Origin of the sequence: Litorimonas cladophorae, assembly GCF_014652455.1 — a bacterium.
Taxonomy (GTDB): domain Bacteria; phylum Pseudomonadota; class Alphaproteobacteria; order Caulobacterales; family Maricaulaceae; genus Litorimonas; species Litorimonas cladophorae.
Genome location: NZ_BMYV01000001.1, coordinates 1,344,668 through 1,361,942 on the forward strand (window position 1 = coordinate 1,344,668; position 17,275 = coordinate 1,361,942).

Genomic DNA, 17,275 nt, shown 5'->3' on the forward strand with positions numbered 1-17,275 from the left:
AATCTGCGGACCATTTCGGCTAATTTTGACGCGAAAGAGGCTGGTGTATTCTAGTTTGGGAGACGCCTATTTTGCCCGCTCCGCGTCATGCCGGAATGGGAAGTAGGAGGAAGGATTTCATAGGATTTAACATCAATCCCTACCAATCGACAGCAAGGTTCATCCTGCGGAACAACCATTTTCACCAAATTGTGTCCCCCCTCATAGGGAACTTTCAATTCAATAACCACAAACCGCATGCCATCGTGTTCGCCATAGGCGTGATCTGAATAAGTAATTTCTCTAAGGTTCGCGCCGTCAGAGGCGACCCCTTCAAGGAAGGACCATTTATTATCCGAAACCCCTTGCAACGCAGGATGAAAGCGACTCTCTATCCCTTTGCGGCCCTCCAAAAAAAATAGCTGCGTCCCAGCAACCGCGAAGTCGTAAACTTGAGGAGATAGGGGTGGCGGCCCCTCAACCAATTTAGGCGCTAGGGGCTCCTGAGAACCTGCATAGGAAATTTCGCTATCTTCCCCGCAGGTCGACAGCGTTATGACGACGGGTAAAGATGCTAATAATGAAAGAATACGAACCATAATGGTCGATATCTTACAATTGTTTTTACAACCTTAAGATTTATTTTTATTTTTACGCAACGCCGACCAAGCCTCTAGTCTGGCCTTGATAGGCGCTTCACGTCCATCGCCTTTGGGCGCATAAAAAGTCTCTCTTGGCATGTCGTCGGGGAAATAGTCTTGCCCGGAAAAGCCAATAGCGGTGGACGGATCATAAGCATATCCATCACCATAGCCAATATCTTTCATCAGCTTTGTTGGCGCATTCAGGATGTGTTTGGGAGGTGGCAAACTGCCTGTCGCTTTCGCGGATCGCATGGCCGCTTTATACCCCTCGTAAACTCCAACCGATTTCGGCGCCGTCGCCAAGTGAACAACAGCATGCGCAAGCGACAAATCACCCTCGGGGCTGCCTAAGCGTTCATAAGCGCGGGCAGCTTCGCTCGCGATCATCAGTGCCGTGGGATCCGCAAGACCGATGTCTTCGCTCGCGAAACGCACAAGCCGCCGCGCAATATATCGCGGGTCCTCACCGCCCGTTATCATTCGGGCATACCAATAAAGCGCCGCATCAGGATCTGAGCCGCGCATAGACTTATGCAACGCTGAAATGATGTTATAATGCTCATCTCGCGACTTATCATAAGCGGGCGCGCGTTTCTGGAGCAAAGCCGCGACGCCCGCCGAATCCAACTGATCCTCGCCAGCCAAGAACACTTCGTCGGCAAGGGTCAGCAGGTAGCGACCATCACCATCGGCAAAGCCAATCAGTGTGTCGCGTCCGCTTTCATCCAAGGGCAGCACATGTCCGATGTGAGCTTCGGCGCGTGACAGCAGGCCGCGTAAGGCAGCATCATCTAGACGGTTCAGTACGAACACCTGAGCGCGAGAGAGCAAGGCGCCATTGAGTTCAAAACTTGGGTTCTCAGTCGTTGCGCCAACCAGCGTTACAACGCCCTCTTCCACATAGGGTAAAAATCCGTCTTGTTGGGCACGGTTAAAGCGGTGAATTTCGTCAACAAATAATAAGGTGCCACGACCGGATTCGCGACGGGCACGCGCGGCCTCAAAAGCTTTCCGCAAATCTGCCACCCCTGAGAAAACGGCTGAGAGCTGCACAAATTCCAGCTCCGCTTTATCAGCGAGTAAACGCGCAATCGTGGTTTTTCCGACCCCAGGCGGACCCCATAAAATCATAGATGACAAGCGCCCCTGCCCCAACATTCGCCCGATCGGACCCTCTGGTCCAATTAAGTGAGACTGGCCAACAACATCTTCCAGCACGCTGGGTCGTAGCGCTTCGGCCAATGGCTGAGGTGCAGAAGCCTCCAGTCCAGCAGATTGAAAGAGGTTAGCCATATTGCCCTAAAAGAATGTTTTACTCCGTCCATTTCGGAACGTTTTGAGCACCAGTTCGTTGGTTTGGTAACTGCAACAATAGAAAGGAATTAATATGTCAAATCAAACAGTAAAAGCGTTGAACGAAGTTACAGAGACAATGATCGATAGCTATAAAGGCTATGAAAAATGTCTGGAAATTTCTCAGGACAGCTATGGTTTGCGACAAAACTTTCAGGCCCGCGCACAGGAACGCGGACAATTGATCAACGAGCTGCAAGGCGAAGTGCGTCAGCTGGGCGGAGAGCCGGTAGTAGAAGGCTCGATCACTGGTAAACTCCATCGCAGTTTCACGAAATTCAGTTCTTTCTTTCAGGACGATGAGAAGGCCGCAGTATCCGCGATTGATGATGGAGAAGAATATCTCGCCGAGAAAATCGAAAACTGCCTCGAAAGCAACAATTTCTCAGCCAGTACGCAGAGTGTATTACAACGCGCCCATGCAAGCGCCAAAGCTGGCGAACGCTTTGCGGACATGATTGAAGGCCGAATGTAATCTATCCACATCTGACGCTTCAGCCGCTCTCTTCGGAGGGCGGCTTTTTTATTGTTGGTGATCAGAGGGCAGCTTTCCAACAATCTCACAATATCAACTCCCTACTAACCTTATTTTGTTACGGGCGTGGGATGCAGACCTCATTTAATCGCTTTGAACGTTTTTTACGCATTGATCGCATGACGACGAAAAGCGAACTTATGCGGGCGCGGGCCGTCTATATCATTGGCTTTGCCTTCATCGCGACCCAGGTGATTAATCAGGCGACGATGTATTATTCTTACGGTGGCTTTACCTTTGATCACGCTGTTTCGCTCATCGCTTGCGCACTCGTGTTCACGACTATCTTATTCCTAAGGATCAGCAAAAAATTTCAGGTCTACGCAGCCGTCTTTTCGGTCCTGATAATTGCGGGAACGATGTCGTCGGCGATGAACCAAAATACAGGAATCAACTCGGCGCTCATTCCATTTCTGGTGCTAGGAATCGTGGTCAATGGATTCATCTGCGGCGCGAGAGCCACAATCGCGTTTGGCCTCGTGACCCTGATCGGGATTTGGGGCTTGTGGTGGATTAGCTTAAATTACAGCTACACACCTATTTTTGACGTCGAAAAATTTGCCGATCGAAACTTTCAGCGCGCTATACAAGCTAGTCTAGCCGCTATTCTGATCACGATGATCGGCGCTTTTTTCTCGCAAAATATGCATGATGCCTTCGGCGAATTGGAAGCGGGCATTATCGCCGCGCAAGACTCAGACAGGGCAAAAACTGACTTTCTGGCGACAATGAGCCATGAGTTATTTACGCCTATGAACGGGATCATCGGGATGAATGACATCTTGGAGGAAACCGATCTAGACGAGGAGCAGCGTGAATTGACCACAATCATTCGCGACTCAGGGCGGGATTTGCAGACTATCATCGGGAACGTGTTACTCTTCTCGCAACTCGAAGCAGGTCGCGTCAGTCTCGATGACGCCGCGTTTAATCTCCGAACAACGCTTGAGAAAGCGGCCCAACCCTTTGCGGCACTTGCGGCCGCCAAAGGCCTTGTCTTCAAGACCCGCTTCGCGCCCACTGTTCCCGATTTAGTCGTCGGCGACCGGACAAGAACCGCCCAAATTGCGGCCGCCATTTTAGATAACGCAATAAAATTTACAGATACTGGTGCCGTCGAGCTCTCTATTCATGGAGGGGCAGATGAACGAGGCGATGTTCTTCTGCTCATGACGGTCACGGATACGGGTATTGGCATTGCAGCCGAAGACACCTCCCGGATATTTGAACGCTTCACGCAGCAAGATGGTTCGATAAAACGTCGGCACGGAGGGACAGGTCTGGGCCTAACGCTCGCTAAAGGACTGGCCGAGCTCATGGGCGGGAGCGTTACGGTCCACAGTGAACCCACAATCGGGAGTTCATTCTCCGTCCGACTGAAATATAGCGTTGTCGACGCAGACGCCGAATATAATGACGAATCTTGGAAGATCGCAGCAGAGTAGCTCTCAGCATATTTTCCTGTCTTAAACACGAACCAGCCGTCATCGAAGCTAAAACCTAATAGTTCAGGACATTGCCGTCTTCTAAGACCGGTTCTTTAATGAAAGTAGGGGTTTTGAGAGGCGCTCGTGAGGGGCACCTCTCATTTTACATCTGACTCTGCGCCCCGTGATCAGATGCCGCCCGATCCGCAAGGGTCGGGCATTTGCCTTTCGGGGGCTCTGATTTCACCGCATTACATTATTTGTTCGAAATTTCATTCTGCACCATCTCAAACCTAACATTTTAGGACAGGAGCGACTTCCATTTAACCTTATCTAATGAAACCAACGCGTGGGGGCAGACGTGGTTGGGGACGTCGAGCCAACCCAAGTCTAACGCATTCAAAGCGAATATTGTTAGCTCTGGGTTGGCTCAATGTTGCACAAGTTTTCGCAAGAAATAAGGCGTGGCATGGGATTGAGAAACAAGGACCGTTCAATTCATTTTGGAGCCATAGGTGTGACAAATGTGGGGATGTCGCGAACGGAATTTCTGCACGCCGCCCTTCAGAATTTGAATGTGAAGAACACACACATCAAATCAGTCGCCGTGTTCGACGTACCAACAATGGCTATGATCGTGCTTGAAAGGCCTAAGATCGCGCCACGACGGGCGTTTGCAAAAACAAAGTCTGGTGGAGAATACCGCGTTACATTTCACTTACGTCAGCTTTCGACCCGCACAAAAATGTCTGAATTGAGTTATGAAATTAAATCCCGTAGCCTGAAAAAGATTTTTGGAGGTCGTAGGTCTTCAATTGAATCGGCAGAAAATGATTGGGTTAAGGCGTTCCACACGCGTTTGACCGAGAATATCGCAAGAGCGGGTGCGCAGTCATTTCCGACCCTGCCAGTCATTTAATGTCGCTATGACAGGGAAGTCGACTTTATGCGGGGAGAAGCTCTATATTGTCGCTCAATTGCGCTAGACGGCCTTTTCCCCTTTGTGGAAAAAAAAGGCGGTCAGCCATTGAAATGGGCCGCAGAGGTCGGGCTGAAACCCTCTTTTCATTCCAAGTCCATTGATTTTGTACGCTGGAACGCGCTTTGCGATTATTTGGAGCTCTGTTCAGAGCGGCTTAATATGCCCGCATTTGGGATTGAATGGGCGCATGACTTACCTGATGATCCGCGCAATAGCGGTCCGACCCTGCTTATGGCGGCGATATCAAAGAACCTCAGACAATCTTTAAAAGTCGCGGTTGAATACCAAAAAATACACACCAATGGTGTTGCCTATAGCATCCAAGAAAATGAGGCGGCTGCAGAGGTGACGGGATATGTCGACATTCATCCAATGTCGAACTCGTCGCGCCAATATTGCGAGCACATCTTAGCTTTTCTCGCGATTTACGGCGAACGTTATATTCCACGTGTCGATTTCACGCGGGTTACATTCCAACACAAAGCACCCGCAAATACCTATTGGCACGAAAAAACCTTTAAACACCCCATAATTTTTAATGCGGACCGAAACAGCCTCGTGTCAAAAATTTCTGTTCTGAACACACCCTCCAGCCATCTGACGACCCTCTTGCTGCCGCTGTTAAGAACCTATTTAAACCGCAGACAACGGTCCGTATCTTCGCGCACCTCCGTGGCCATGGACGTTGCAGAAACCTTGCCGCAAATGTTCGGTTTAAAACGGACCCGCATAACCGACGTGGCCGAGGCGCTAGAGATAAGTGAAAAAAAGCTACAACGGCTCCTGCGTGATGAGGGCGTTAGCTATTCTGCTGTGCTGGATGATGTGCGACGTAATAGTGCGACAAGACTTCTGCAAGAAAGCAATATTTCAATTACACGGCTTGCGAAAATGCTGGATTACTCAACAGTCGAGAGCTTTAATTTCGCCTGCAAACGCTGGCACGGTCAAAGTCCCCGCCAAGTGCGCCAAATGCGGGACGGGTAAACTCTCTACAAGACGGCCAAAGTGTTTTGATTAGTCTTCACCCGTCGCAGGCTTGTCCGTTTCCATGAGAAATTCAGGGCCGATCTGAACATTCAATCGCAACCCATATGTTAAGCAGCAGGTCTCGCCATCTGGGGACACAGTGATGCTGACAGTCTCTCGCCCTTTATCACGCGGGATGTGAAAAACAGTTTCGTAAAGCTTTAAACTATTTTGCTGGCGAAAGTTTCTATTCGCCGCCACCGCGAACTCCGGTTGAGCAGACGCACTGATAAATTCGTAAGTCGACTCTATGGCATCGGCATTAAATCCATAACCCTCGGCGGCACGCTTCAATATCTCATCCGTGCGCCGAGCATAGAAGTCTTCTAAGACTTGCGCCGAATAGGCCTCAATTTCATCAGAATGTGATTTAACGAGGTCATTATTAAATGAGACCGTGCAGGCGGTGAGCAGCAACGAACCGATCAGGCCAACAAAGAGTTGGATTAATTTAGAGTATGTCATTCTCAAAAGTTAGACCCATTTTCGCTAAGTGAAAAGCCTCAATCAAAGAATCACGAATATGTCGCTTTTCTCTGAAACTCGCCTATAAAAAAGGCCCCTCTTGGAGCCTTTTCTCATTCTTTATTTCGCCGTCTAATACACCCGTTTTTTGGGTTGAATATATTCGATCCCGTCAGTCATCGTGTAATCATGAACAGGGCGATAATCAATTTTTACGGTGTTGGTTTCGCCATCATACCACGCCAATGTGTGTTTCATCCATTCCGCGTCGAGGCGATCTGGATAATCCTCATGCGCATGTGCGCCGCGGCTCTCTTTGCGGTTATCCGCAGAGGCAATCGTCACGCGGGCTTGAGCGATCAGATTGTCGAGTTCTAACGTTTCCATCAAATCGGTGTTCCACACGAGCGTTCGGTCTGTGACGGACACATCTTTGATATGTTCGGCAATCGCGGTCACTTTCTGAACACCTTCGGCAAGGCTCTCTTCTGTACGGAAAACAGCGCAATGTTCTTGCATCGCTTTTTGCAGGTTTAAGCGAATGTCTGCTGTCTTCTTCGTGCCGTCAGCGTTGCGGAACTTGTTCATACGCGTGATCGACTCTTCACCCGCATCGGCGGCGAGCGGCTTTTGCTGCATATTTGGCGTACATGTTTCTTTCACCCGTAGACCTGCTGCGCGTCCGAAGACGACGAGATCGATCAAGGAGTTAGAGCCAAGACGGTTCGCGCCGTGGACAGACACGCAAGCCGCTTCGCCAACAGCCATCAAGCCAGGCACGACGCTATCGGGGTTACCGTCTTTGAGGGTAAGAACTTCGCCATGATAATTCGTTTGAATGCCGCCCATGTTATAATGACAGGTCGGAAGAACCGGGATCGGCTCCTTGTTCACGTCCACATTGGCAAAAATTTTCGCGGTCTCAGAAATACCTGGGAGACGCTCAGCCAGAACAGCTGGATCAAGATGATCGAGATGGAGGAAGATATGATCTTTGTTCGGACCGACACCCCGGCCCTCACGAATTTCAATCGTCATCGCGCGCGAGACAACATCGCGTGAAGCGAGATCTTTGGCCGAAGGCGCATAGCGTTCCATGAAACGCTCACCCTCGGAGTTGGTCAAATAACCGCCCTCGCCGCGTGAGCCTTCAGTGATTAGACACCCTGCGCCGTAAATACCTGTTGGATGGAATTGGATGAACTCCATGTCCTGCACTGGCAAACCAGCGCGAAGAACCATCGCATTGCCATCGCCCGTACATGTATGTGCGGATGTCGCAGAGAAGAACACGCGGCCATAACCGCCCGTCGCGAGAATCACGGTTTGGGCGCGGAAGCGATGCAATGTGCCATCATCCAATTTCCAAGCTGTCATACCGCGGCACACGCCGTCTTCCATGATCAGGTCGAGTGCGAAATATTCGATAAAGAATTCGGCTTCATTCCGAAGAGCTTGGCCATAAAGCGTATGCAACATGGCGTGACCCGTACGGTCAGCCGCCGCGCAGGTCCGCTGCGCTTCTGGACCTTGGCCCATATTCTGCATCATGCCGCCAAAAGGACGCTGATAGATTTTGCCTTCTTCAGTCCGTGAAAACGGCATACCCCAGTGCTCTAGCTCATAAACAGCTTTTGGCGCTTCGCGGCAGAGATATTCAATCGAGTCTTGGTCACCGAGCCAATCTGACCCTTTGACCGTGTCATACATGTGCCAGCGCCAATCATCGGCGCCCATGTTGCCGAGGGAGGCCGCGATGCCGCCTTGGGCTGCTACGGTATGTGAACGCGTCGGGAAGACTTTCGTCACACAGGCTGTCTTCAAGCCAGACTGCGCCGCGCCGAGTGTTGCGCGGAGACCGGAGCCACCTGCGCCGACGACAACGACGTCATATGTGTGATCAATCCACTCTGTTTTCTGGGTAGCCATAATAGAGTCCTAGAGGAATGCGAGTTTGATGACGGCGAACGCCACGACTGCCCATAAAATGAAGGCGACCAGCTTGTTCTTCAACAGGCCAAATGAGCGCAGCTTACCACCGAAATAATCGATCACGACTTCGTCCATCTCCAACTTGCAATACCAAATGGCTGCGGTGAAGAAAGCGAGGAAACCCAATGCGCCAACAGGCGAGGAGAGCCAAGCGGCGATACCGTCGGCGCCAGCGGGTACGGCGCGAGCAACGGAAATAATGGCGAAAGGCAAACCCAAGATGACACCCCATCCCGTCAGGGTGTGGATTTTCGCATGGGCTGCGCTGTGGTTAGCAGTTCCGGCGCTCATGAGAACACTCCCGAGATAAGCAGGGTTGCAACGAAGGACACACCCAAAGCAAAGCCGACCATTGCAAAAGACAGCACATTATTTTTTTCAGGGTCAAACATTGCGCCCCTGTTCCAAATAGCGTGGCGAAGCTGCGCGACAGCCATGAAGACAAAAGCGAAGAGAAAGACAAATAGGCCGATTGCGCCCAGCGGTGAGAACACGAGCCCTGCGAGTGGCAGGCTTCCTGTTAGCGCCAAGACCAAAATGCCAATCGCGACCAAAAACAGCGCAACATAGCAGATAATCGCGCTGGCCCGATGTAAGATCGAGCTCAGCATCGCGCCATGCCAGCGCCAAACCTGTAAATGCGGCGCCATTGGCCGCTTATCATTCCATTCCGATGACATGAAACTGTCCCTCTTTTAATCTGCGCGCAAGCTAGGCTCCGACGATAATATGTCAACGAATGATTGAGGCGCTAGTTGCGGCAAATAGTAGAAATTTGCAGTGGGCGTTAAACCTAACGGACAATGAAATTTCTACTTGAAATGGACGGCCTGAACCACACCAAGAGAGGTCTTAGGGTGGGCCGCCCATTATAGAGGCTATGGAACTCAGGCGTTTGAAACCTAGCTTTTCGGTTGGATGCTTTGCGTTGTGGGATGCGGCGCCTGATTTTCGGCGACATGGGGTGGGATTTGAATATAGCTCATCCCCATGTCTCAAAACATCAACCAACACATGAACCTGACCGACACCCTGATCCTGGTGACGCTGTCCATTTTGTGGGGCGGATCGTTTTTCTTTATCGAGATTTTGGTGGACCATCTCCCGCCATTAACAATCGTGACGTTCCGAGTGGGCTTAGCTGCCATTGCGCTCTGGGTCATGGTTTGGGCGTTGAAGCTCTCGCTTCCCGCAACGAAACAGCAATGGGCTTCGCTGTTTGTCATCGGGCTTTTAAATAATGCCCTGCCCTTTTGCTTGATCGTCTGGGGACAAACACAGATCAGTTCTGGCTTAGCCTCAATTTTCAACGCAACGACACCTTTCTTCACGGTCTTGGTTGCGGGCGTCGTTTTGACAGATGAACGCATTACCAAAGGGAAATTGACCGGTGTGATTATTGGTCTGCTGGGGACAATTATCCTGATTGGGCCCGAAGCGCTAAATGGACTGACCGGATCAATGCTAGGTCAGCTCGCCGTCATCGGTGCGGCGCTGTCTTACGCCTGTGCTGCTGCCTATTCTCGGCGATTTAAAAAGACGGGATTGTCGCCGCTGATCATTGCAACGGGACAAGTAAGCATGGCGACGCTTATCCTACTTCCGCTAGTGTTGATCGTGGACAGACCTTGGGTCGATTTCACGATGCCATTTCAGGCCATTTGGGCGATTCTGGGTCTGGCGTTCTTCAGCACCGTGATTGCCTATATTCTTTATTTTCGGCTGATTGCGTCAGCAGGGGCGACAAATGCAGCCCTCGTGACGTTCCTGATTCCTATCTCAGCCATCTTACTTGGAGTCACTTTTCTTAATGAAACTTTTTCGGCGCTTCAGGCGGCAGGTATGAGTCTGATTGGACTGGGCCTCCTCGTCATGGACGGACGGATTTTCAGGCGCTTTAGGACAAAATAAATATGTGCGATATGTGTGGCCCCTCGCGGATATGTCTAAAAAAAAGGCGCTGCCCAAGAGCAACGCCTTCACTAATCTTTATCTGAAAGACCCTCAAAAGAGTCTCAGATAATTATTTTTCTTCAACAACGGCTTTAGCTTTTTCAGCAGCTTTTTTGGCTTCGTCTTTTGTGTCCGAACCCATTTCCTTTGCTTTCGCAGCTGTTTCGTCGATTACGGCACCTGTTTTGTCGGCAGCGACTTCAACATCGGCTTTCACCTCAGCGGCCATGTCGCCAACTTTATCAGCGGCAGCTTTAGCACCATCTTTGGCGTCCGTTGCCATTTCGCCAGCCTTATCAGCCGCATCATTCATCGCGTCGCCGGTTTTATCAGCGGCGGCTTTGATATCTGCTTTTGCATCTGTTGCCATTTCGCCAGCTTTGTCAGCTGTCGCAGTTGCAACGTCTTTCGTTTTGCTTGCGGCTTCGTCTGCGGCTTTACAGCCTGTCAAAGCCAAAGTTGCGCCCATAAGCGCCGTAATAATAAGTTTCGTGTGCATGGTGTTCTCCTGTTTCCCGCCCAAGAGCAGCCCCATACACAGATTTGCGAAAACGCCAAGCTTTTCCTACTGTATCCATTTTTTTGGATTCACAATTTTGTTTATTATCAGCACCTTACAATAAATCCAAAGAGAATGATCCCCACCTTATAAAGCTATGTCATACTACACGGGTTCTTTCGGACATGGGACAGGTGAGACGTTAGCTGACTGTACCGAGAGACGGTGTGCTTATTTGTGCGGGGTAACGCCTGTATAAAGGAGCCTGATGGTGTGAGCTGAACTGTCTGGAACGGCAGGATATAAATTCCGGCCGCCGTCTGAAAGCACCGCCGCATGGTTGCGGATTGGATTTACAACTCAATCCCCGATATTTGCGTAAAATACTTTTTCTACTTCGGTACTCCGTCGCGAGTATCGGCCATGCGGACTGTCCCGTCTTTTCGGATATTCCATTTCGGCGGCTCCCTTGATGGGCTGCGGATGTTTCCCCCTGCTCGATACTATATTTTAACCGTAACCCGACAGGATGATCTCATGCCTGCTCTGCAGAAAATTCCAGCCCCCGAGGTCTTAAGCCTTTTCATAGATCATTTGCGTGGGGAGCGGCGTTTGGCCGAGAAAACCTGCGAGGCTTATCAACGCGATATTTCTGAATTCTTGGGGTTTCTGGCAGGATATTTGGAAACGACGATCACCTTACCCGAAATCGTCGGCATCGAAGCGCGAGGATTTCGCGCTTATCTCGCGCAAAAAAGGCGCGGGAATCGCCCGCTGTCGGCGGCGTCCATTCAGCGTCATCTCTCCGCTGTGCGCACATTTTATCGTTACATTGAACGCCGGTGGGATGCTCCCAACTCCGCCCTACCCCTCATTCGCGGGCCTCGCGTCAAGCGCCCCCTGCCCAAAGCGGTGAGCGCGACGGAAGCGCTAAAAGTTGTCCATGAACCGCTAGATAGTCCCGGTGCGTCTTGGATCGCAGCCCGAAATCAAGCCGTGTTGGCACTCTGTTATGGTGCTGGCTTACGTATTGCCGAAGCCCTATCTTTAACAGGTCGCGATGTCCCGCTGACGCGACAAATCATGTTGACGGGTAAAGGCGGAAAAACGCGTCTGGTTCCTATCCTGCCCATCGTCTCAGATGCCGTAAGCGAATATATGCAGCAGTCGCCATTTCAGTTGCCGCCTGATGCACCCATTTTTCGAGGCGCACGCGGCGGAGTTCTGCGGCCTGAAATCGTGCAAGCTGAAGTCCGACGATTACGTGGGGCCCTGGGGTTGCCTGAAACGGCGACGCCGCACGCCTTGCGCCATAGTTTTGCAACACATCTCTTAGCCGGCGGCGGCGATTTGCGGACGATCCAACAGCTACTAGGTCATGAAAGCCTCTCCACAACGCAGCGTTATACGGATGTGGATGCGGCGCGCCTGATTGATATTCATGCTGGGGCACATCCCCGAGCCTAGGGTAGACTATCGCCATTATGCGTGGACGACGCCGACAAAAAAATCCTCGACCCGAAGGTCGAGGATCAATTTATCCAACATGAGGGCAGATCTAACTTGGGTTGATCATCTTAATCGTGACGTCTGCGCCCATATTGGGAACCGTGATTTTGACATCGTCAAAGGTTGGGGCTGCGTTTGGAGGCGGTGTTCCAGACGCGCCCCAGCTGTCGAGCACATTATAGGAAGCGTCCATTGAGAACCGCCCATCATCGTCACGGTCATGCCAAATGCTGACAGAATAATCTCCAGGCGCGTCGACATGAAATGTCGCCGTCATCTCGCCCGCAACGGGGGTTTTGATAATGCCGCCAAAACCTTTCATGGACTGATAATCCTCTCGCTTTTGGATAGATACATAGATCGGACCGCCTACTTCACCAGCAAGCTGATCCGCTGGCACAACGTCCATCAGTTTCACAATAACGGGAATATCACCCGGCTGATGTTTCCAAGCTGGCGTATCGGCTGCGACACTGGTCATGGCACTGACCAACGTCATCATTCCCGCCAAGCTAACCATTTTGAAGCCCTGAGTGGTCGTCGTCTTTTTAAGTGTAACAAACATTTTCGTCTCCTTTACAATTTAGTTTGCATTTCAAACTAGACAAAAACCAGTTTGTATGTCAAACCTATTTTGAAATTGAAGTGAAAATCGAAAATTTAGGAGACATCAATGAAAAAGGAAAAGATCGGGGTGCCACCCGAACTCACCGAACTAAAGGCGCGCTTGGCGGAACATCGCTTGGCGCAATATATTCGCCTAAACGGCGGCGTGCCCATTCCAATGGCGGGCGCCATCTATTGGCTCGCCCTGGCCTATGTCGGGACGCGCACAGGTCTAGAGGGATGGGCTGGATTAGCGCTACCCTTGTCGGGCGCGATCTTCCCTTTGGCGCTGCTCTTGGCCGCGCTGATGAAGAATAAGTTCATGTCCGACAAATCCGCCGTGGGCGATGTCTTATTGCCAACATTTATCGGCATGCTCCTATTCTGGCCCATGTTGGTCATGGCCATCAAAAGCGCTTCACCAGAATTGGTCGTGCCGATTTTAGCTATCGGCATGTCCATTCACTGGCCAGTGATCGGATGGAGCTATAATCGCACCGCGCTCTTCTCGGCCCATTCTATCTTGCGCGCCGGTTTAACATTACTTGTCTGGTTCACTGCACGAGAACAGATTTTAATCCTCATCCCGCTCGCAGTTGCCGCCACCTATATTCTCACAATCGCGGCCATCTATTTCGATGTCGCAAGATTGAAGTCTAAATCCCTTACACCCCTATCTGGAGCTTTATCATGACATCGAACGACCTTCTCTCAGACCTCGAAAACGCCAGTCGCATTGCACGCGCAGGCGAAGACATGCCTTTGGTCGGCGGGCCGATCGGTTTGATGTGGGGTGTATTGCTGACAGCGACCTTCACCCTTCACTACCTCATTCTCACGCAAGTTCTGGCGATCCCCATGTGGTCCTTCGCTATCCTCTGGATTGGGTTTGCCATTATCGGCGGGGCTGGCTCGGTCATCCTGGGTCGGAAAGTGAGCAAACGTGCAGGCGCATCTTCAACCGCAAACCGAGTCGAGCAATATGTCTGGATAATGTTCACCGCTGCCATGGCTTCCCTTGCAGTCGGCGTCTTTATCAACCTGCTATTAAGCGCTGGAACACATGAACTCTGGACATTGATCTTGATTTTCGGCTTCGCAGGGCAAGGCTTAGCATATGGCGTTACGGCCAAAATGACAGGGCACAATTGGCTGCACTTCGCAGCGTTCAGTGGGTTCACCCTCGCTGCCATCACAATGAGTTTTTACGGTAATGACGTCGTATACCTCATCGCAGCTCTCGGTTCAGTCGTTACAATTATCATCCCATCGCTTCTCTCTATTCGGAAGGCGGCCTAAAATGGCTGATACGCCAAATATCGATTTGGACGCCGTGGATGACGTCATTCATGGGCGCCTTCGCCTCGGCGTGATGGCCTATCTGTCCGCCGTCAACCCAGCCAGCTTTCCCGAACTCATCGACAAAACAGGCGCGACCAATGGAAATTTATCAACCCATCTGACGAAGCTAGAAACGGCCGGATATGTCCGCCAAGAAAAAGGATATAAGGGCAAGCGCCCTCAAACCTTGGTGCATCTCACATCCGATGGCAGAAAAGCCTGGATTGCTTATTTGGAGGCGATGAAAACGCTCCTCGGTCATTCGATTTCGGATGGTTGAGATTTGCAGGCCTAGGCCCCATGTCTGGGTCTGCAAAATTCAGGAGCTCACGCATGTCGAATACCCTTTTCACGCCATTTACCGTTCGCGGTATGACAATGCCCAATCGAGTCGTTATGGCGCCAATGACCCGAAGTTTTTCACCCAATGGCGTGCCCGGTGAAAATGTTGTCGAATATTACCGACGTCGAGCCGAAAACAATGTCGGCCTAATCGTCACCGAAGGCACGGTCGTCGATCGTCCGGGTTCTGGCAATGATCCGAACTACCCTAAATTCTATGGCGATGAGTCCTTGGCGGGTTGGAAAGCTGTTGCGGACGCCGTTGCGAAAACCCCCGGCAAGATCGCGCCGCAGCTTTGGCACGTAGGCATGGTGCGCAAACCCGGCACGGGTCATAATCCCGACGCCAAATCCGACAGCCCATCCGGTCTAACCCATACAGGCAAATCTGTCTCAGCCGCCCCCACGGACGAAGACGTTGCCGATATGGTCAATAGCTATGCCCGCTCGGCAGGCTACGCAAAAGAGCTGGGGTTCGACGCGATCGAAATTCATGGCGCACATGGTTACTTGATCGACCAATTTTTCTGGGATGTCATGAACCAACGCGAAGATAAATATGGCGGCGGGCTCGAAGACCGCGCGACATTTGCCGCGGAGATTATTCGAGAATGCCGCAAAGCAATCGGCGAAGACATGCCGATCATCCTACGGTTCTCGCAATGGAAGCAGCAGGACTACACAGCACGTCTGGCAGACACGCCGCAAAAACTAGAGTCCTTCCTCAATGTATTTGCTGATGCTGGTGTGGATGTATTGCATTGTTCGCAGCGTCGTTTCTGGGAGCCAGAATTTCCAGAACAGGATGAAAATGCGCATCTCAACCTGGCTGGATGGGCGAAAAAGCTCACAGGTTTGCCGACAATCACCGTAGGTTCAGTGGGCCTAAATGGCGATTTTTTTGAAGCCTTCCAAGGCAAAGGGGCTCCCGCTGCCTCATTGGACGAGTTGTTTGAACGTCTGGATAAGGGCGAATTTGACCTTGTCGCCGTCGGCCGCGCACTTTTGCAAGATCCGGAATGGGCCACAAAAGTCAAAGAAGGTCGTTTCGACGAACTCAGGAGTTATGACGGCAAAGCCCTCGCAACACTTTATTAGAAAACAAAAAACCCCGCCAGAAATGGCGGGGTTTGAACGCGTCTTATCTTAAATGGGATATTGTCCCAATCACATTTGCATTGCCCAGCCTTCGACGTCCATCGCTGCCTGACGTACTGCTTCAGACACTGTCGGATGCGCATGACAAGTCCGCGCAAGGTCTTCGCTGGCCGCTTTAAACTCCATTGCAACCGCCACCTCATGAATTAGGTCACCGGCGAGGGGACCCAAAATATGAGCCCCAAGAATTTCGTCCGTTTCGGCGTGCGCTAGGATTTTCACAAATCCCTCAGCTTCATGATTACAGCGCGCTCTTGAGTTTGCAGTGAAAGGAAATTTCCCAGATTTGAAAGGCACACCAGCTTCTTTGAGTTGCTCTTCAGTTTGGCCAACGCTTGCGATTTCTGGGTGCGTGTAGACAACATCAGGGATGACATTAAAGTTCACATGACCCGACTGCCCTGCGATGCATTCGGCCACCGCAGCGCCCTCTTCTTCGGCCTTATGCGCCAACATCGGACCGTCAATAACGTCTCCGATCGCCCAAATGCCGTCGACGGAGGTCTTCCAATGATCTTGAGGAATTTTCCCGCGTTTGTCTGTTTCGATACCGACGTTCTCGAGGCCTAAACCCTTCGTGAAGGCATTACGTCCGATGCAAACCAAAACGACATCTGCCGCGATATCTTTTGGCTTTCCACCGTCGGCGGCTTCGGTTTTCACCGTCAAACCCGATTTGGATTTTTCAACGCCCATGACCTTGCGAGAAAGTTCAAATTTCACGCCTTGCTTTTTAAACATGCGAAGCGCGGCCTTTTGAATTTCTTTGTCAGAATTCACCATGATGGAGGGCATGTACTCAACGACTGTCACATTTGCGCCGAGCCGACGCCAAACAGAACCGAGTTCTAGGCCAATGACACCGCCGCCAATGACGAGAAGATTTTCAGGCACCTCTTGGAGCTCCAAAGCCCCCGTCGAGGAAACGATGGTTTTCTCGTCAATCTCGACACCAGGAAGATTCGCGACTTCAGATCCTGTCGCAATCACGATATTTTTAGTTTTGTAGACTTTTCCGTCGACTTCAACTTCGCCTTTGGCTTTGATCTTACCGAAACCGGTGATGTGTTCGACATTGTTCTTCTTAAACAAATATTCGATGCCTTGCGTCAGACCTTTTACAACTTTGTCTTTGCTCTCAATCATTGCTGGAATGTCGGCTTCAACTGTGGCCTTCATGCCCATGGACGGAAAGTCCTTCTGAGCTGTTTCATATAGCGCGGTTGCATGCAGTAGAGCCTTGGATGGAATACAGCCGACATTCAAACATGTCCCGCCGAGGGTCTTGCGCGTTTCAATACACGCGACCTTTAGCCCAAGCTGCCCGCATCTGATTGCGCAATTATAACCGCCGGGTCCGCCACCAATAATGATAACGTCATATTCTTCTGCCATGGGATTTTCCTGTCAGGGAGGTGTCTATCGTCCCCGTTAGATAAGCGCGTCGTGGATGAATTTCAA

The 17,275-nt window shown here is 51.1% G+C and carries 19 protein-coding genes; 10 read left to right on the top strand and 9 right to left on the bottom strand.

Annotated elements, in window-relative coordinates; translation table 11 throughout:
* Positions 1–50: 50 nt before the first annotated feature.
* Positions 51–578, bottom strand: coding sequence for a hypothetical protein (locus IE073_RS14135; RefSeq protein WP_233349868.1), 528 nt, complete (start codon positions 576–578; stop codon positions 51–53).
* A gap of 33 nt (positions 579–611) precedes the next feature.
* Positions 612–1,916, bottom strand: coding sequence for a replication-associated recombination protein A (locus tag IE073_RS06410; RefSeq protein WP_189582874.1), 1,305 nt, complete (start codon positions 1,914–1,916; stop codon positions 612–614).
* A 94-nt stretch (positions 1,917–2,010) separates the two neighbouring features.
* Here IE073_RS06410 and IE073_RS06415 point away from each other — a divergent pair, with 94 nt between their 5' ends.
* From IE073_RS06415 to IE073_RS06430, 4 genes are all read left to right on the top strand, one after another.
* Complete coding sequence (locus IE073_RS06415; RefSeq protein WP_189582877.1) at positions 2,011–2,451, top strand: PA2169 family four-helix-bundle protein; 441 nt, start codon at positions 2,011–2,013, stop codon at positions 2,449–2,451.
* 131 nt (positions 2,452–2,582) lie between these two features.
* Positions 2,583–3,956: a sensor histidine kinase gene (locus IE073_RS06420; RefSeq protein WP_189582880.1), complete on the top strand. Its 1,374-nt coding sequence runs from the start codon at positions 2,583–2,585 to the stop codon at positions 3,954–3,956.
* A gap of 451 nt (positions 3,957–4,407) precedes the next feature.
* Positions 4,408–4,857, top strand: coding sequence for a hypothetical protein (locus tag IE073_RS06425; protein ID WP_189582884.1), 450 nt, complete (start codon positions 4,408–4,410; stop codon positions 4,855–4,857).
* A 27-nt stretch (positions 4,858–4,884) separates the two neighbouring features.
* Positions 4,885–5,907: an AraC family transcriptional regulator gene (locus IE073_RS06430; protein WP_189582887.1), complete on the top strand. Its 1,023-nt coding sequence runs from the start codon at positions 4,885–4,887 to the stop codon at positions 5,905–5,907.
* 30 nt (positions 5,908–5,937) lie between these two features.
* Here IE073_RS06430 and IE073_RS06435 read toward each other — a convergent pair whose 3' ends face one another.
* The 4 genes from IE073_RS06435 to sdhC form a co-directional block, all read right to left on the bottom strand.
* The gene (locus IE073_RS06435; protein WP_189582890.1) at positions 5,938–6,414 is read right to left on the bottom strand and encodes a hypothetical protein; all 477 of its coding nucleotides are present in this window, start codon (positions 6,412–6,414) and stop codon (positions 5,938–5,940) included.
* Between the two features lie 132 nt (positions 6,415–6,546).
* A complete protein-coding gene (gene sdhA, locus IE073_RS06440) occupies positions 6,547–8,343 on the bottom strand; it encodes a succinate dehydrogenase flavoprotein subunit (protein WP_189582893.1) in 1,797 nt (598 codons plus the stop codon).
* A gap of 9 nt (positions 8,344–8,352) precedes the next feature.
* Entirely contained in the window at positions 8,353–8,697 is a 345-nt protein-coding gene (locus tag IE073_RS06445; protein WP_189582896.1) for a succinate dehydrogenase/fumarate reductase transmembrane subunit, read from the bottom strand.
* A complete protein-coding gene (gene sdhC / locus IE073_RS06450) occupies positions 8,694–9,086 on the bottom strand; it encodes a succinate dehydrogenase, cytochrome b556 subunit (protein ID WP_189582899.1) in 393 nt (130 codons plus the stop codon). The genes IE073_RS06445 and sdhC overlap by 4 nt, the downstream gene beginning before the upstream one ends.
* 310 nt (positions 9,087–9,396) lie before the next feature.
* Here sdhC and IE073_RS06455 point away from each other — a divergent pair, with 310 nt between their 5' ends.
* On the top strand, positions 9,397–10,317 hold the full coding sequence (locus IE073_RS06455; protein WP_189582903.1) for a DMT family transporter: 921 nt from the start codon (positions 9,397–9,399) through the stop codon (positions 10,315–10,317).
* A gap of 112 nt (positions 10,318–10,429) precedes the next feature.
* Here the strand turns inward: IE073_RS06455 and IE073_RS06460 are convergent, their stop codons facing one another.
* A complete protein-coding gene (locus IE073_RS06460; protein ID WP_189582906.1) occupies positions 10,430–10,858 on the bottom strand; it encodes a hypothetical protein in 429 nt (142 codons plus the stop codon).
* A 483-nt stretch (positions 10,859–11,341) separates the two neighbouring features.
* On the opposite strand from IE073_RS06460, the gene IE073_RS06465 reads away from it, so the two are divergent.
* Positions 11,342–12,325 carry a tyrosine recombinase XerC gene (locus IE073_RS06465; RefSeq protein ID WP_233349870.1) on the top strand — a complete coding sequence of 328 codons (984 nt, stop codon included), beginning with the start codon at positions 11,342–11,344 and terminating at the stop codon, positions 12,323–12,325.
* A 91-nt stretch (positions 12,326–12,416) separates the two neighbouring features.
* On the opposite strand, the gene IE073_RS06470 is transcribed toward IE073_RS06465, so the two are convergent.
* Positions 12,417–12,932, bottom strand: coding sequence for a DUF2141 domain-containing protein (locus tag IE073_RS06470; RefSeq protein WP_189582909.1), 516 nt, complete (start codon positions 12,930–12,932; stop codon positions 12,417–12,419).
* A 108-nt stretch (positions 12,933–13,040) separates the two neighbouring features.
* Here IE073_RS06470 and IE073_RS06475 point away from each other — a divergent pair, with 108 nt between their 5' ends.
* Genes IE073_RS06475 through IE073_RS06490 form a run of 4 tightly spaced genes read left to right on the top strand, consistent with a single transcriptional unit; the run spans position 13,041 to position 15,754 of the window.
* A complete protein-coding gene (locus tag IE073_RS06475; protein ID WP_189582911.1) occupies positions 13,041–13,667 on the top strand; it encodes a DUF7010 family protein in 627 nt (208 codons plus the stop codon).
* The gene (locus IE073_RS06480; protein WP_189582913.1) at positions 13,664–14,272 is read left to right on the top strand and encodes a hypothetical protein; all 609 of its coding nucleotides are present in this window, start codon (positions 13,664–13,666) and stop codon (positions 14,270–14,272) included. Before IE073_RS06475 ends, IE073_RS06480 begins: the two co-directional genes overlap by 4 nt.
* A 1-nt stretch (position 14,273) precedes the next feature.
* The gene (locus IE073_RS06485; RefSeq protein WP_189582915.1) at positions 14,274–14,594 is read left to right on the top strand and encodes a winged helix-turn-helix domain-containing protein; all 321 of its coding nucleotides are present in this window, start codon (positions 14,274–14,276) and stop codon (positions 14,592–14,594) included.
* 53 nt (positions 14,595–14,647) lie between these two features.
* Positions 14,648–15,754: an NADH:flavin oxidoreductase gene (locus IE073_RS06490; RefSeq protein ID WP_189582917.1), complete on the top strand. Its 1,107-nt coding sequence runs from the start codon at positions 14,648–14,650 to the stop codon at positions 15,752–15,754.
* Between the two features lie 69 nt (positions 15,755–15,823).
* Here IE073_RS06490 and lpdA read toward each other — a convergent pair whose 3' ends face one another.
* Positions 15,824–17,209, bottom strand: coding sequence for a dihydrolipoyl dehydrogenase (lpdA, locus tag IE073_RS06495; RefSeq protein WP_189582919.1), 1,386 nt, complete (start codon positions 17,207–17,209; stop codon positions 15,824–15,826).
* Between the last annotated feature and the right edge of the window lie 66 nt (positions 17,210–17,275).